Origin of the sequence: Bacillus sp. GMs2/2 (genome assembly GCF_050172095.1) — a bacterium.
In the GTDB taxonomy this organism is placed as follows: Bacteria; Bacillota; Bacilli; order Bacillales; family Bacillaceae_G; genus Bacillus_A; species Bacillus_A cereus.
The window spans coordinates 1-15,031 of record NZ_JBNLYE010000001.1; the positions used below are offsets into that span (position 1 = coordinate 1).

Sequence of the window (15,031 nt, forward strand, 5' to 3'; positions counted from 1 at the left end):
ACCTATTTACCTTCAGTTGTAGCTTGCACTTCAAAACGATACACAGCTGGCTCAAATGGAGAATAAACTAATTGGCCATCTAATAAGTTGTAAATTTGGAATCCAACTTTGTTTGTACCAGCAAATTTTTCAATCAATTTTTGTAACTCCATAGCGCCAATTACATCTTGAATATGGAATGCTGAAATATCACCAAAATATAAAACCGGAACATCTGGTTTTCCTTTTACATCTGCCGCATCAGTAAAGTCCACAGGGTAGCCAATAAGCGTATTTCCAATACCACCTTCTACTTGTGTCATTGGACGTAGTAATGGGAATCCATCAGTTGTTTTCATTTTTTCAATTGCTGTTAATGCTGCGCGGTTAATAATCCAGCGCCCTTTTTTCATTACTTCCGTAACAGGTGTATTTTTCATTTCAACTAATGCATCATACATTAATTGTCCTGCATCTTTTGATTTTAAATCAACTGGATTAGAAGGCTTAAACGCTACCGCTTTTTTTGCTAACGCACCTGGGTTTTCATTACCTACATCATCGCCATTGAACATGTAGTTAATTTCTTTACGAACATAAGCCTTTTTCAGCTCGTCCACAACGATTTGCTCAATTGGAGCACCTGTCATTTTTAATAACTTTTTAGTAACAGTAGCAAGTGCATCAAACTCAGCTGGATCAAGTAACACTTCATCAAATTCAATATCTGTTGCTACGATTTCATCACTATCTTTACGTTCCTTCTTACGTACATTTGCATCTGCTTTCTTAACAAGAACAGGATATTTCATATCACCTGCTGTCTTATGAACTGAACCATATTTACGTAGTAAGTTCTCTTCTTGAGCATAAGTAATGATTTCGCTCGCAATAACTTCTGGCACAGTTACTGAACCATTACCAGCTTCAATACCAAGAGAACGCGCTTCAGCTTCTGTAATTTTCCCAACTACAAAGTTAGCAAATGCCGAACGAATTTCTTTCTCTTTCTTTTTAGTAGATTTATGGCCTCGAGTAGAAAGACCTGTTGCAATAGCTGCCATTGCTGCACTTCTTTGTTCAGGCGTTAATCCATTTCTATTTTCTCCACCTTCAGTATTGCTAGCACGCCCTTCTCCGCCTTCTCCAGAACCTTCAGTACCAGATCCCTCATCACCTTCTTCATTATCTTCGTTTCCTTCTTCACCTCCACCATCATCTTCAAGATTTGCTAAAGCATCCGCAACTTCTTGCAATTGCTTGTTAATTTCATCGATTTCTTCTTGAATTGCTGGTAAGTCTTCAGCACGTAATTCAGGATTCTCAACCTGTGTACGTAATTCCACTAATCTTTCATTGCTTCGTTTTTGTAATGCTAATAATAATTGTTTGTTCATTTTACTTTTCCCCCAAGATTTGATTTATTTGTTTAATCATTTTCATTCGTTGTTCTATTTCTTTACCAATCTCTTTACTGCGAACTAAAGATACTTCCGTATCGTCATAAGCTGGTATTGAAACAACCGATATTTCATAAAGTTCTACTTCTTTAATGGTCCTTAATGCTGGTTCAACACTGTAATCCCAATTCTCTTCTGTTATCCAAAATCCAAATGAGCATTGGTTAATATCTCCCCTGGACATACTTTCAGCTAAATCTCGACCAACAGATGTATTTGGTAATTCAATTTCGAATTTAAGTCCTTTTTCATCCTCTTCTAGTCTCAATGTACCGCTTTTTGTTCTCCCTAGGACATTATCCCAATTGTGATTGAATAACGCTCTAATATCACCATTCTCAGAAAGAGAACGAGCAAATGCACCAGGTTCAATAACTTCATCAAACCAGCCACCAATAGTTGTCTTTGAATTAAATACGGCTGCATAACCCGTTATCTTGGAAGGTTGTTCTTCCGTAGCATCCCTGGTACTTAATTTGGTGATGTCAAATGTCCGTGTTTCCTTTGTCTTTGCCATTTCCATCACCTCCCTTCAGTGAATCATCTGTAGCTTGTTTCTCACCAATTTTTGATAAGTCGTTTGAAATATAAATTGCTTTTGACTCAGGTGTATTTTGCATAGGGAATCCAAGCATATCCGCAACATTATCTGGCGATGTAATTCCTGTCCGAACAATGTTGTAAGCAATGTTTGTTTTCATGCTATAAGTAACAAAATCAAGGATATTTATCTTGAATTTAATACGTTTATCCGAATTTTTCCCGAAAAAAAGAAGACTCAAATGGTCTTCAAAATTTTTCATTATCGGTCTAACTGCCTTGTTATGCAAATACATCATTGCTTGCTCAAGGTCTTCCTTAATCAAGGCCGTATATGTGTCCACATTTACGCCTAAAAACTTACCTAAATCCTTTTTGTATACGTTTAGATAGGCCAGGGTCTTTTCATCGTCTAACGGGCTTTTAAGCGTCTCTATTGAATATCCTTTTCCGAGTGGAATCATTTTAACTGACCTTGCATCATCGATGGATTCCAATTGATCTAAAATCTTTTTAATTAATTTGGACTGCGCTCCATTTTGTGGATTAATATGAGCATCTAGCTTAAGTAAGAATGCTAATAAACCACCTTTTTTATACTTATCAGTTAAAGTTTTCTCAGCTGACATAACACCTTCAAGTGTATCCTTACCTAAATCAAGAATGCCTGTACCTTTTAGATGATCGGCACCAATATTCTTCACATGTCGAATCATAAATGATGAAATTTCTTCTCCATTCACTTTGAAATGTTCTATCAATCTATCATCCAATTCTGTATAAACATTAGATGCTAAATGTAATTGGTCACCATCCAACACTGGAAAGACTTCACCTTGAAGTAAATAGGTATTAGTCATTAACTTAATGAATTCAGACTGTGTAAGATAATTGTTTGGATTCTTTAAAACCTTAAGAGCTGAATCATTTTTAATTTCCTTACCGTCTTTTTCTTCCACAACAATCTCAGCCAACATCATTTGATTACTTATATCTTGTAGTAATTCATAAACATCACTAGATTCCAAGATATTATCATCGCCTGCATATCTACCACCATAGCGAACAACATTATTGAAAATGTCTTCGAATAAACCACGCTTTTCAGCTTGTTTAAGTAAAAAACTTGAAAATCTATCCTTTAAACCCAATTCCTCACCGCCTTTCTATCGATAAATATCATCTAAATATTCATCATAATTTTCATCTGGAACAGCATCTTCCATCATATTCAACGTTTCTTTATGACCAATTAACATGGCCACAAACCCATCGATATGCTCCGGTGATTTACGTTTAGATGGTGTTTTTAAATTATTAATGTTTGTAATTATTTTCGCATTACTTGCACAGAAAATAAGTAAAGGATTATCTGTTTTAATTCGATCCTGGAGTAATAATATTTCAAAGTCATCAAACGGTTCATTCATATGAGTTGGATACTGTGGAACTTCTACACATTGAATCCCTAGCATTTCCCACTTTTCAACGAGTTTTTCAGCAAGTGCTGGATCATAGTTTATTTGACGTAAATCAAAGTTCTCGAATACCCATTCCACATACTGATTTACCATTTCTTCATCAACTGTTTTTCCGGGACAAATTGTCACAAATTCTTTTTCAGCTAACGCTCTATACGGAACGTTTCTTTGCTGCTCTTTGTCTTCGATTCCAAACTCCGGAATAAAATACATTTGCTTAACGATTAATATTGCATTCCCTTCATCATCGTATGTTGGAATATTTATTGATACACAAGTTAAATCCGTGCGTCTTGATAAATCCACACCGACAACACAAGTTAATCCTTCAATATCATCTAAATAGTCCACAAGCATTTTATCCAGTTGGTCTTTATCGAAATATGTTTCAGCATAATTAACGAATACATCCAAATGCTTCGATAAGAACTCGGCCTTATTAAAGCTATTGTTTTGGGCTTCTTTAAATGCATTCTCAAGAAACTCCATGTTAACCGATACATCCATATTCGGATTAACCATTCGCCAAACATCACGGTCTGTCCAATCAAACTTTTTGTTCGGCTCATAGATCATCATGAACCAGGAATCATCTTTATCATCCTTCAAAACTTCTTTTGCATAAGTGTAAATTTGAGTTCCAAGCGAGCCGGTATTCTTTCCTGCTGTGGAAGTGATGATGTTGAGTGGTTCTTCTTGAGCGATTTGCGCTGAACGTAAGTTATCATATTGTTCACGGTCCATTTGAGCATGAACTTCATCAAAATAATTGATATATGGGTTTTTACCTTCGTTACCAGCGTTGTCTTTTGTAAGAACCTTAATTACATTTGCATATTTAATATCATCTTCCACAAATGTGTATTTAATTGATTTAATCGTATCTTCTTTACCTTTATAGATACGTGTATCCGGCCTTAAATCCGGACTATTTTCGATAGTTAAAGCTATTGGTCCGGCTGCATTTTGACATTGTTCAAAAGTATTAGCGGAAATATAACAATCAGCACCTTTTACACCTTCACCGTACATCGCATAAATGACTGGTGAACCGCCCATGATTGTTTTTCCGTTTTTCTTTGGAACCTGCAAATAAGCCGTACGAATTACTCGCACCGCTTTACCATCTTCATTATATTTTTGCCAACCATAAATATTAGCGAAGTAGAACTTTTGCCAGGACTCTAAAATTAACGGCTGCCCTGCCCATTTTCCTTTTGCATGTTTTAAGAATGTTTCAGTGAAATAAATCATTGCATTCGCTTTTTCAACATCGAACCAAATATCTTTTCGTTTCTTCCATTTCTTATATCGTTTGGTTGCTAACTTAATAGAATCAGGATATAAGTGTGGAGCTGCATCTACTTCAGAAACGAATATATCAGCGTAATTTGTTTCAAAATCAATCATCTATTTAACCTCTGCCTAAATTGTAATAATTTATTGCTATCACTAGGCTCGGTGGGCTCTTTTTCTATTTTTCCTTTTTCGAGAAGAACCCCACTTTTTTTGATTAAATCTTTGTTCTTTCCGTCTAGTCCTAATTGCCCCAAATATTTCGCTTTTTGCTTAGACCAAACTTCGACTTGTTGAGCCAATGGATGCTTTGATTCTTTCACATCACCATTTACATTCTTTGTTTTTTGGACTGTTGGAAAGTTAGAATTCTTCCACAATCCATATTTGACGCTGTATATCTCAACTGCATCAAGATAAACCTCAATCAATGGATCAAGCGCTGGCGAATAAGTTCCGGCTTCAACCAAAACATCCATAATACGCTGCGCTTCTAATTCTTTTTTCTTTTCAGCTTCAATTACGACCTTCGATTTTCTGGCCATTCCTTAAATCACCACCTAAAAAAACGAATTTTTTTCAAAAAACCATTTTGAGGTGCGCGTTTGCACCCCCACTCCCTATCCCCCCATAAGGCCAGCTTTTCTTTTTTCGATAGGGGGGCTTATAGTTTCCAGTCGAACTTTTTCTTTTCCTGGTATTTTTCATTTGTTTCTCTTTCTACAATCGGATGACACTTAGAACAAAGTGTATCAATATTATCTGAATCTAATCTTAATGAAGGATTGATTTTAATTGGAACAATATGATGATGATGTGCTTGCTTACCAAACACAAACCTTCCACATCGTTGACACAATCCTTTGTCTCTTTGATAACAGAATGACTTTAAATCTTGCCAGGCTTTTGTACGATAGAATGATCTGTTCTTTGAATACACAACTGTCTTCTTCTGTTTACGTTTATGATTGAGACAGTATCGTCCTTTATCAATTAATGTCTTGCAGCCTTGCTCAGCACAGTACTTCATGATAGTAACTTAATGATGTCTTCTCTCTTTTTAACATCCGCTGGAATCTCAACGTTAATCGATGCAGCATGATCACGTAATTCTTTTACTGTCATATCATCTAATTCAATTACTTTAACATCGACTACTTTATCGTCAGCAAACTTAGCAATCATACTCTTTGGATTTTTAGTTACTTCGAATTCTGGTTCTTCACCTGTAGGTACAAACAAACTTCTCTTTTCTTTTGTATCCCAATACTCTGTACCAGATATTGTTTTTCTAATTTCAGTAATCATTTACTTGCACTCTCCTTATCTAATGGAACTATTGTTGTATTATGCGTAACAGAATGAATACAACACTTTCCTTCTAACAAAATCCTTTTCCCTGTAATCGATGTTCCACAATCATTGCAAACCAATTCAACTATTTCGTTACCATCAGATTGTTTATTAATGACATCTACTTCTTCAACATACCAAATGCTGACATAATATCTGTTAGCCATTGGTAAAGTTTCGTTTTGTTGTACTACCTTTGTAATCACATACTTCTTGTTTAATGTTTCTAGTGCATCAATGACTTGATGGAGTTTTTCTACAGATTCAATACGCTCTTTATATTTGCTCATTTCATCTTGCTCCTTCTCATCCTTTATTGCTTTCAATTGTGCCATTTCCTTTTCGACCATCTTGTCTATTGGATCATGCAATACAATTAAAGTAGGTTTAATTTTTTCGTGATTAGTACCTTTGAATACTTGAATGGTTTGTTGAAAAAGAACAATCACATCATTCATAAACATTTTAAATATCCTAAACACACGAAACACCACCTATATAATTTTCACATAATAAAAGAGCAACCGTGCACCAGTTGCCCTTTCGTCAATTTCTTATGTTATTACTATAATCGATATTTTCAATGGTTTATATAATGATTACTTACCTTAAGTAAATGTTAAGTTCTATTTGAGTACTCAACCTTATCTCTCATAGCAGCATGTTTATTGTAAATATACTGTGGACTGTAGTTAAGTTCTTCAGCAATCTTCTCCAATGTCATGCCCTCCACATACTTAAGATATGCAATTTTATGTTCCAATCCTTTGAACGTATTAATTAATTTTTTCAGTTTATACATATCATTCATTTTGTACGCTAATTCATATTCAATTGCTTCAATACGTTCTTCTACCTTTGCGCCTTCCGATTCAGCAGTTAAACGTACTTCTCGCAAATCACCACTGACCCAGCGTTTTAATTCAGCTTTTGTTTTGTCTAAGTTGTAATCTAGATACGCAATATCCTGTTCTAATTCTTGATATACCTTCAGCCAGTTAAACAAATGATGATTCACCTACTTTCTATAAAAAACAATACATCTCATAAAACAAGTTTATTTTCCTTTCTGAGACGCTTTAAAACTTGTACATCTATTTGTATTCAGAAAGAAATAAAACTTCAAATCACTATGATTCTGACGGTCATTTTCATGTCGGAACATGTCGAATGGGTTAGATTTTCTTAATGTGTTAAGTCTGGTTCACCTTTTGTCACTAGATTCAGTAATTCATTCAGATTGATACCTGTTTGTACTTCAATTGCCGTTTGATATAAAGCAGATATTGCTGTATTAAAAGCATTGTCGTCCACATCTAAAGCAGCCATGATTAATACAATCAATTTTGCTAAATCCTCCGAATCATATTTGATACCAACAAATTCCTTTACAGCTTCTATAAATTTTGTTCCTTCTTTTGTTAATTCACAATCATTCGTAATCGCTTCAAAATCCTTATCAAATTTGTTAGACATTTTTTACTCCCCTATTCTACAGAATAATTTTTTATTTATTTTGTTTCCTGCATAATATTTTGATATTCGTTTATACTATAGTTGTAACTTTTGGTTACAGCATATATTAGCTACTTCTAAAATTTTTACAACAAAGCAGTTAGTTATGTCCGCTAGCTGTTTTGTTGTGCTGAATGATTTTTTTATTAACCTGTCACCATTTGATTAGACAAGCATCTACATATTATTGACATTATATTACCTCACTTATAGAAATTCTCCTTTTAAAGAGCACTTGTATACAGTGCTCTTTTTATTTATCATCAAAAATTTATTCAGCAATTGTTTCTCCGTCTACAATCTTTAATTGACCAGGAGCAACATCCGTTGTTCCATCTGGATTAACGTTGTATTCCATACCTTCATGCCGTTCTTCATAGAACTCATCAATAGACATTTGTGAAGGTTCTAGAGTAATAGAGACATTTTCACCAGCGAATGGATAAAGTTTATTAATTTTATCTTTCGTATCGCCTTTTACATTGAATTTAAGAACCGTTTTTTTGCTATCACGTTGAATAGAAACAAATTCAGCACCAATTGCTTTAACATCGCTTTTTTCCACAGTTAGATGCACAATAGTACCTGGCATTTTTAATAATTCATCAGCATGTGGTAATTCATCACTTAATACATGGAACATCAAAACTTCCTTTTTATCGTCCTTTTGCATTTTCTTGAATAATACGTTCAATTTTACCTTTGTCATTGTTCTGGCTCCTTTTGTATTAGATTGATATTACAACTAAAGTTTCTCTGTTACTTCTGTACGTTTCTGACCTTAGAAAGCTCCTGTTTTCAAGTAATGTTTTGCATGGTAATAAAGGACATGATATATCCAATTCCCAACAAACTTTTTATCTAAAAAGACAATTTCAAAGTCATATTTCACTTTAAAAGTATTGAGCCTACCGAGTAATGCTTTCGGGTTATATCTTGATTTATACTCACCTGTAAGTATTTTTTCGTAACCACGTTGGTCCTCCACAATTAAAGTGAATGGAATGTCCTTCGAACGGATCAATTCGTTTTCAAATCTTGTTTGTGTATCTTTTTGTAGGTTACTTGTAATTTCATCTATACTCGCCTTTCTTTCTATCCGACGATCTAAATAGATATCACGAGGTATTCCAAGCTCTTCATTTTTTGGAATCATACAGCCGTAATCACCCGTATCTAATTTTTGAACTTTTACTGGTATATCTTTTTGATGTAAGTAATCACGAATATGTTGGTTTTGTTGTTCTCTTGTATCAATCACGATTGTGAGTGTTTTAAGGATTTTTTCTATTTCTTTATCTGTATAGTGAAAGCGAATCATTCTTACGCCCCTTTCCTTGCATATAAAACAGCACGTTCATATATCTTTCTAGCCATTGCGTTTGATTCATCATTTTCAAATGACCGATAATCCTCATACATGTCTGTCCATCCGTTCTTTGCAAGAATGATTGTCCATTCATAAAACATTTGTAATGAATCCTCATCAGCAAGCAGCCATTCATTTAATTTTTGATTATGCTGCCATCCGCAAAACTGATGAAAAGTCTTCATTAGCGTAATTTTTTCCGAACTTTCATCTTTCCAAGATTTAAACCAATCATAAATAGCTTGATAGTTTTGTTCAGCAGCCTTCATAACTTCCGTTGGAATTAAATTTTGTTTTTTTATCGCAACTTGATTATCTTTTTCATCAAGATAGATATTTGCACCTGACTTCCAAATTAAACTTAAAATTAGTAGTACTTTCATTTTTCGAAGAAACTCCCTTCGGGTTATTAAAAAATGAAAAAGTTACTTAAAAACCCTCAATTGTTACTAAAGAATCTCTTTAATAACCCACTTGCCCCCTACAGCCACAAGGGATTACGCCAAAACTGTTATTAAAGTTATTGGTGTTTGGGTATTACTGCTCCTAATATATATATTTTTATTTTTTATTTTTTTATTTATATAGAATCCCAATAACAAAAATAACAAAATAACTATAAGATATAACCTAAACCCTTGATATGAATGGTTTTCCAGAGGGTTATTAAAAAGTTTAAAGGGTTATTTAAATAACAAAAAAGTTACTGAGTGACCTTAAAATTGCTATTTTCGTTGTTTTCAGTAACACCTTTAGTAACCGGCTTGCGTTCATTTAAGGTAATTCCTGTAAGAAACATTCTATTTTTGGAACCTTTTGTTTTTCCAAATCCTTTTGTTTCTAACATGCGATAAAATGACCTATTCCCTAAAGCTCTTTCGCCAGAATTAAAGCACCATCTTTCATAAACGTTATATAACTCTTTCGCTTCAATCTTGATTGCTTCATTTTCCGGTTCATCTATATAACAAACTTCATCAAGGAATGGAGCTAAAATATCCATATCCTCTTTGTATTGTCCTGTTGCTTCTGCTACGACCTTCGGTTCTTTTAATCTTCCCTGCTGCCACTTCATGCAGCCTTCGATTGCCCAATTCAAGATACCTGGCATTTCTAGTGATAACTTTTCAGGTAATCTTTTATCACGTTTATGAGATGGTAGATTCAAATTAAAAGGAATTAATTTAACACGTCGCCAAATTCCTTCATCAAGGCCACCAATTACTGGTTTATGATTTGTTGTGAAGAATACTTTAAATTCCGGAACAAACTCAAAATACTCTTGTCTCAAGAATCGTGCTAATACTGGTTCGCCACCTGTAATTTGTTTAACAAATGACTCAGAAAGCTTTTCTCCTTCTTCACTTTCAATGGCACTTACGAACCGAGCCCCAACAAGTCGAGCAATATCATTATTAGCTCCAGTATCTTTTTTCTTAATAAATGTATCTGACTTGGCTTGCTTTCCATATTCGCCAAGTAAGTCTTTGATAGTATTGATAAATGTTGATTTACCATTCGAACCACCACCAACTAAGAACATCATGATTTGCTCTGAAATATCACCTGTTAAGCTATAACCTATAAGCCTTTGCATATACTCCACTAGATCCTGGTCACCTAAGAATATTTGATCTAAGAATGCCAACCATGTTGGACATTTTGCGTTTTCATCAAATGAAACATTAGTAATTTTAGTTAAACCAAGTTCACGATCATGTTGCTGCAGCTTCCCTGTTTTCAAATCAACAATTCCGTTCTCAACATTGAATAAATATTTATACTTATCAAATTCCTCACGTTCTCCTGGTACTAACGGCATAAGGTCCTTAATGCTATTCATACGAATATTTCTCCGTTCACACATTCGAGCCCATTTTGTTTCTAATTCATCTTCTGATTTATAAAGACTTCTAAGTACTTTTGCTGTAATTCTTTCAATCTCTTTTTTCGTGTCCAACTTCCAGCGTTTACCGTCCCATATGTACCAGCCAATATCGCTAACATATTTGATTACATGGCCATATTCATATGCGATACGTTCAGCGTTTCCTAATTCGGTTAAACGGAATTTCTTTTTCGGTTTGTCCTCCACAACTTCAACCGCATCTTCATTAATAAAATCAAATGAAAATTCTTCGAATTGTTGTTTGTTATCTAAAATAGTTGTGGATGTCGATGAAATAGCCGTTGCAATCGTTCTTTCACCGTACGTTTCGTTTGTATCACTAAAATGGATAACATCCCATTTATCACGAATTAAGCTAGTCTCACGAAACATCGTATCCATTCGAGTTGCTGATTTACCTGTCCAAAAAGCTAAGTGATTACATAAAGCAAGATCAGTTGCCGAATGGTCATTATTTATTAAGTTGCCATTGTATAACGAACGAATTTCATCACCATTCTTACTTCTAAACATTCTTTCCCATAGAGCATCATTCGAAATTTTGATTTCATCTTTTTCAAACTCTGCTAAATTTACACGACCTTGAATGTCGCTATCATCAAAATATTTTTCAAATACTTCAGCTAGTTCATCCGTTCGCTCGTATACATCATTGGAATTCTCACGATTTCCAGTAAAGGTAAAGAAACGGCCGTATGAATAAATTTCTAAACCATGTTTTGTATTTTTCCGTCCAGTACCTAAAACAGATTGTGGAAGACCACCTCTGATAATGATGTGAATCCCATTTCCTGACGGCGAAAATTCTGTATAGCTATCTAATGTATCGATAATCTCTGTTGCAAAAGCATTTGTTTTTCCATCCACAACACACTTATCAATATCTATTCCGATGTAATTGTCCTGCCTGCTGAACACGAAACCTATTCCGTCATAGTCACCTTCTAAGTAAAATTTGACCGCTGTTGCAAATGTTGACCAAGTACGCCTGTTATTCGCTTGGGCCATTTCGCCAGTGACCTGACACGGAACCTTGGTTTGCTTTCCATTTCGTGTTTCAAACTTCCACAATATCCACTGAGGAAGGGCCTTTAACTCGGCAGGAATTTCATTAAAATTGTATGGATTCTTTTTCATTTCGCCCTCCGATTAGCCTTTTAGGGTATAAAAAAGAGAAGTCGGTTAAAACCAACCTCTCTATTAAGTTTTATTTAGAATGGTAAATCATCGTCACCTACAGCAATTGGTTTTCCAACTTGTACTGGAGAATCTACTTTTGATACATCGAAATATTTTGCTTTAGCATATTTCTTGGTTTTATCTTTTTTGTCCTCTTGATGTTTAACAGTAATTAATAGCGACTTATTAAAGAGTTGCTTTGCCATATCATCAGCACTATTAAAATCCGTTCCATTTGGGAATCCACAAGCTGCAATTAAGCTATTAATTCTTTTAATATTGTTTTCCTGGTATTCCGGATTATCATTGTGGAAGTAAAATGTGTTATATAGTATCTTCGCTCCTTGATGTGGTTGCGGGACATCTGAACGAATTTCAAAATCTAATTCTAAAGTCGGATGACCTTGAAAATCTTTTGCTGTTGCATTAATAATACTTGCTTCATATTTACCTTCTGCTACTAGTTCAAAACCTGTACTTACGTTTGTTTCATCAAATTTAAAGAATGACATTATTTATTTCCCCCTATTTATTGGTGTGTGGATGGCAAAAGAAAGATTTCTTCCTGTTTGCAACCTTTTCTATCGTCTAGCTGATTTTTGGCATAAATGCTGTTTGTACCTTCTAAAACAAATCCTCTTTCACCTTCGGTATTAATCATTAATCGACCAACAACATCACATAGACCTAATACATTATTTATAATTTTCGTATTGATCTGCGGATAAGAACGATTGTATTGTTGCCCTTCTGCTGTGGTATATAAATCTGTTGTTTCCCAAGCATTAAATACAATAATGTCCGCTAAATTTTTCATCCATCTAAATGAGTTAACTATACGGAACTGCATTTTTTGATAATCACCTTGTGACGGAACACCTTGGTTACGTCCGATAAAGCCTAAATGCGATAACAAACAGCGTTCTAGTTCTGATACATTATCGATTGCAATATTGTTGTATTTCCCTTTGATATCCTTGAGATGGGTCAATAATGCTTCCCAATACTCCCAAGTGTTTTGATTATCCACATAAATAATATCTATGTTTTTTTCTCCTTTGAGCACCTGTGATGTACGGTCAATATCCAGTACTAATGTTTTGCCTGGTAGATGACGTAATGTGTGTGTTTTTCCCATACCAGGGTTGGCGTATAACAAATATGTTTTTCCTTGTTTTACAACATCAATTGCACTTTTAGGATTAAAATCGAATTGCTGACCCATTTTTACACCTCCGCCATTTGCTTCAGAACAAAGATTGAAGCTTCAAAATCCTTGATTTTACTTTCAATGTCCTGAATATTTTGTTCAAGAATTGGCTTTCTTTCTATTACCCGCTCTAATTTCCGTTTACAATCGTTTAAATTTCCTTGTTCCACACTTAATGACTTTTCTAATTCTTCAATAGCAGCTTTCATTTCGTGTCACCCCAATCTAATTTAGATCCACAACCTGGACAGTAATTAAAATCATCTTGGAGATACGTTTCACATTCATCACAAAACGGTTCAGCTTCATCGCCGGTCGAATGATAACTTTGGAATGCAGGTGTCCATTGAACTTTTACCGTCTCTTTCACTTTACTCACCTGCCACTTTCTTTATGGAATGAGACTCTACATATTGTTTGATGCAATCTGTTTCATCGTGTATGTAATCACCATCAATATCGCGGCACTCTTCACCAATGTATATTTCCTTACCGCAACTTTGACAATAACCCATCACGTTATTGAATGAGGAGTCCTGATGGTTCCCGATTACCATTGAATTTTCGACCATTTGGTATCCCTCCAATTTTCTTTTCCATTCTTTCTTGAGTGTAGAGAGAGAAATAAATTACATGTTCACTAATAAACGAAACTTCATAAGGATAATCCTTTGATTCACGTTTTAGTATTAATGGTTTAACCTTTGATTCATCCAACAATGATTCCAATACTTCATTACTAAGATGAACCTCTTTTCCACGAACACTAATAATCCCATGTTCATTTCGAGCTTCTCGTATAGCTTGTACAGCCTTAGCAACTTCTTTAATACTCATTAATATGTAACCTCCTAATCTATAAGTTTGGAATTATACGAGTCTCACCAGTCGTCCGATGGACCAAATGCAATTCCTTATTTACTTTCTTAAAAATTAACCAATCCTGTGGATTTAAATCGTTTGATTGAATATGAATTTTTTCACGTTTGTTTGGCCTTTTGCCGTTTTTCATGCCTGCCCCTCCTTTACATGAGCTCAGTTCATGCTATAATGACCTCAACATGTGTTTTTATTAGACCGTCAGCCCCAACTGGCGGTTTCTCATATTTCTTCTTTTGCCCAAGAAAAATGACCTTAGGTTTAACGGTTTATAATTAGGATTGATTTTGAGAAATGCTGCATTTTTCTTTTTTTTCACTGTGGATTCACCCATCTCAAATTTCCTCGCGATTTCTCTTGTCGTATACCCCTCACCAACGTGTAGAATAATTGATTTTTCTTTTTCTCCCAGTACACTCGTTACTTCTTCAAATTCAACTGATAACAGCGCTTCTTCTTCCACATTTATAGGAGAAACTGCAAAAAAATCATTTTCTGTATCATCTTCTGTATGCAAATCAATGGAATGAAAACACAATTTATTTCTTTCTTCATAATCAACAGACCGTGGAATTTTGATTGTCATACCTTTTGTATGAACTTCATTTCTTATTTTCCACTTTAGTGTCATCATTACATATGCATTAAAAGTAGATTCTTTTTCAGGATCGTAATTCAAACATAATTCCCATAATTTGATTCTTCCTATTTGAACGAGATCATCAAAATCCATATAATTTTTCTTTGCAATTTTTTCTGCATTAGCATGACTATTAAATTGTTGCTTTATTGCAGCAAACACTAAATGTTGTTTCTCTTCGAACAACTTTTCAGGTGTCATTTTCTTTTACCATCCTTTCT

General features: G+C 34.5%; 22 protein-coding genes. All 22 read right to left on the reverse strand.

Going from position 1 to position 15,031, the window contains the following annotated elements:
* Positions 1-2: 2 nt before the first annotated feature.
* The 22 genes from ACQGS6_RS00005 to ACQGS6_RS00110 all read right to left on the reverse strand — a co-directional run bounded on the left by ACQGS6_RS00005 (position 3) and on the right by ACQGS6_RS00110 (position 15,011).
* Entirely contained in the window at positions 3-1,376 is a 1,374-nt protein-coding gene (locus tag ACQGS6_RS00005) for a phage major capsid protein (protein ID WP_426964792.1), read from the reverse strand.
* Between the two features lies 1 nt (position 1,377).
* A complete protein-coding gene (locus ACQGS6_RS00010; protein WP_001140505.1) occupies positions 1,378-1,956 on the reverse strand; it encodes an HK97 family phage prohead protease in 579 nt (192 codons plus the stop codon).
* Positions 1,925-3,130, reverse strand: a complete 1,206-nt coding sequence (locus ACQGS6_RS00015) for a phage portal protein (protein ID WP_000523160.1) — start codon at positions 3,128-3,130, stop codon at positions 1,925-1,927. Before ACQGS6_RS00015 ends, ACQGS6_RS00010 begins: the two co-directional genes overlap by 32 nt.
* A 15-nt stretch (positions 3,131-3,145) precedes the next feature.
* Positions 3,146-4,870, reverse strand: a complete 1,725-nt coding sequence (locus ACQGS6_RS00020) for a terminase large subunit (protein WP_426964793.1) — start codon at positions 4,868-4,870, stop codon at positions 3,146-3,148.
* Positions 4,867-5,301, reverse strand: coding sequence for a P27 family phage terminase small subunit (locus tag ACQGS6_RS00025; protein WP_098434445.1), 435 nt, complete (start codon positions 5,299-5,301; stop codon positions 4,867-4,869). Before ACQGS6_RS00025 ends, ACQGS6_RS00020 begins: the two co-directional genes overlap by 4 nt.
* Before the next feature lie 119 nt (positions 5,302-5,420).
* Positions 5,421-5,786, reverse strand: a complete 366-nt coding sequence (locus ACQGS6_RS00030) for an HNH endonuclease (protein ID WP_000872543.1) — start codon at positions 5,784-5,786, stop codon at positions 5,421-5,423.
* Positions 5,783-6,064 carry a hypothetical protein gene (locus ACQGS6_RS00035; RefSeq protein WP_426964794.1) on the reverse strand — a complete coding sequence of 94 codons (282 nt, stop codon included), beginning with the start codon at positions 6,062-6,064 and terminating at the stop codon, positions 5,783-5,785. Before ACQGS6_RS00035 ends, ACQGS6_RS00030 begins: the two co-directional genes overlap by 4 nt.
* A complete protein-coding gene (locus ACQGS6_RS00040; RefSeq protein ID WP_426964795.1) occupies positions 6,061-6,591 on the reverse strand; it encodes a hypothetical protein in 531 nt (176 codons plus the stop codon). Before ACQGS6_RS00040 ends, ACQGS6_RS00035 begins: the two co-directional genes overlap by 4 nt.
* 137 nt (positions 6,592-6,728) lie before the next feature.
* Positions 6,729-7,115 (reverse strand): hypothetical protein, encoded by a 387-nt coding sequence (locus ACQGS6_RS00045; protein WP_088069370.1) that lies wholly within the window; start codon positions 7,113-7,115, stop codon positions 6,729-6,731.
* 179 nt (positions 7,116-7,294) lie between these two features.
* The gene (locus ACQGS6_RS00050) at positions 7,295-7,585 is read right to left on the reverse strand and encodes a hypothetical protein (RefSeq protein ID WP_426964796.1); all 291 of its coding nucleotides are present in this window, start codon (positions 7,583-7,585) and stop codon (positions 7,295-7,297) included.
* A gap of 310 nt (positions 7,586-7,895) precedes the next feature.
* Complete coding sequence (locus tag ACQGS6_RS00055) at positions 7,896-8,333, reverse strand: hypothetical protein (protein WP_426964797.1); 438 nt, start codon at positions 8,331-8,333, stop codon at positions 7,896-7,898.
* A gap of 72 nt (positions 8,334-8,405) precedes the next feature.
* A complete protein-coding gene (locus ACQGS6_RS00060) occupies positions 8,406-8,945 on the reverse strand; it encodes an ERCC4 domain-containing protein (RefSeq protein WP_426964798.1) in 540 nt (179 codons plus the stop codon).
* Positions 8,946-8,947: 2 nt separating this feature from the next.
* The gene (locus tag ACQGS6_RS00065) at positions 8,948-9,376 is read right to left on the reverse strand and encodes a hypothetical protein (protein WP_426964799.1); all 429 of its coding nucleotides are present in this window, start codon (positions 9,374-9,376) and stop codon (positions 8,948-8,950) included.
* Positions 9,377-9,696: 320 nt separating this feature from the next.
* On the reverse strand, positions 9,697-12,039 hold the full coding sequence (locus tag ACQGS6_RS00070) for a phage/plasmid primase, P4 family (RefSeq protein WP_426964800.1): 2,343 nt from the start codon (positions 12,037-12,039) through the stop codon (positions 9,697-9,699).
* 74 nt (positions 12,040-12,113) lie between these two features.
* On the reverse strand, positions 12,114-12,593 hold the full coding sequence (locus ACQGS6_RS00075) for a DUF669 domain-containing protein (protein WP_426964801.1): 480 nt from the start codon (positions 12,591-12,593) through the stop codon (positions 12,114-12,116).
* Positions 12,594-12,610: 17 nt separating this feature from the next.
* A complete protein-coding gene (locus tag ACQGS6_RS00080) occupies positions 12,611-13,306 on the reverse strand; it encodes an AAA family ATPase (protein ID WP_426964802.1) in 696 nt (231 codons plus the stop codon).
* 2 nt (positions 13,307-13,308) lie between these two features.
* On the reverse strand, positions 13,309-13,500 hold the full coding sequence (locus ACQGS6_RS00085) for a hypothetical protein (RefSeq protein WP_042596422.1): 192 nt from the start codon (positions 13,498-13,500) through the stop codon (positions 13,309-13,311).
* Positions 13,497-13,661, reverse strand: coding sequence for a hypothetical protein (locus ACQGS6_RS00090; RefSeq protein ID WP_426964803.1), 165 nt, complete (start codon positions 13,659-13,661; stop codon positions 13,497-13,499). Before ACQGS6_RS00090 ends, ACQGS6_RS00085 begins: the two co-directional genes overlap by 4 nt.
* Before the next feature lies 1 nt (position 13,662).
* Positions 13,663-13,806, reverse strand: a complete 144-nt coding sequence (locus ACQGS6_RS00095; RefSeq protein ID WP_426964805.1) for a hypothetical protein — start codon at positions 13,804-13,806, stop codon at positions 13,663-13,665.
* A gap of 4 nt (positions 13,807-13,810) precedes the next feature.
* Positions 13,811-14,128, reverse strand: a complete 318-nt coding sequence (locus tag ACQGS6_RS00100) for a hypothetical protein (RefSeq protein WP_426964806.1) — start codon at positions 14,126-14,128, stop codon at positions 13,811-13,813.
* Between the two features lie 19 nt (positions 14,129-14,147).
* Positions 14,148-14,303 carry a DUF6906 family protein gene (locus ACQGS6_RS00105; protein ID WP_426964807.1) on the reverse strand — a complete coding sequence of 52 codons (156 nt, stop codon included), beginning with the start codon at positions 14,301-14,303 and terminating at the stop codon, positions 14,148-14,150.
* 60 nt (positions 14,304-14,363) lie between these two features.
* Positions 14,364-15,011: a sigma-70 family RNA polymerase sigma factor gene (locus ACQGS6_RS00110; protein ID WP_256427804.1), complete on the reverse strand. Its 648-nt coding sequence runs from the start codon at positions 15,009-15,011 to the stop codon at positions 14,364-14,366.
* Positions 15,012-15,031 lie beyond the last annotated feature (20 nt).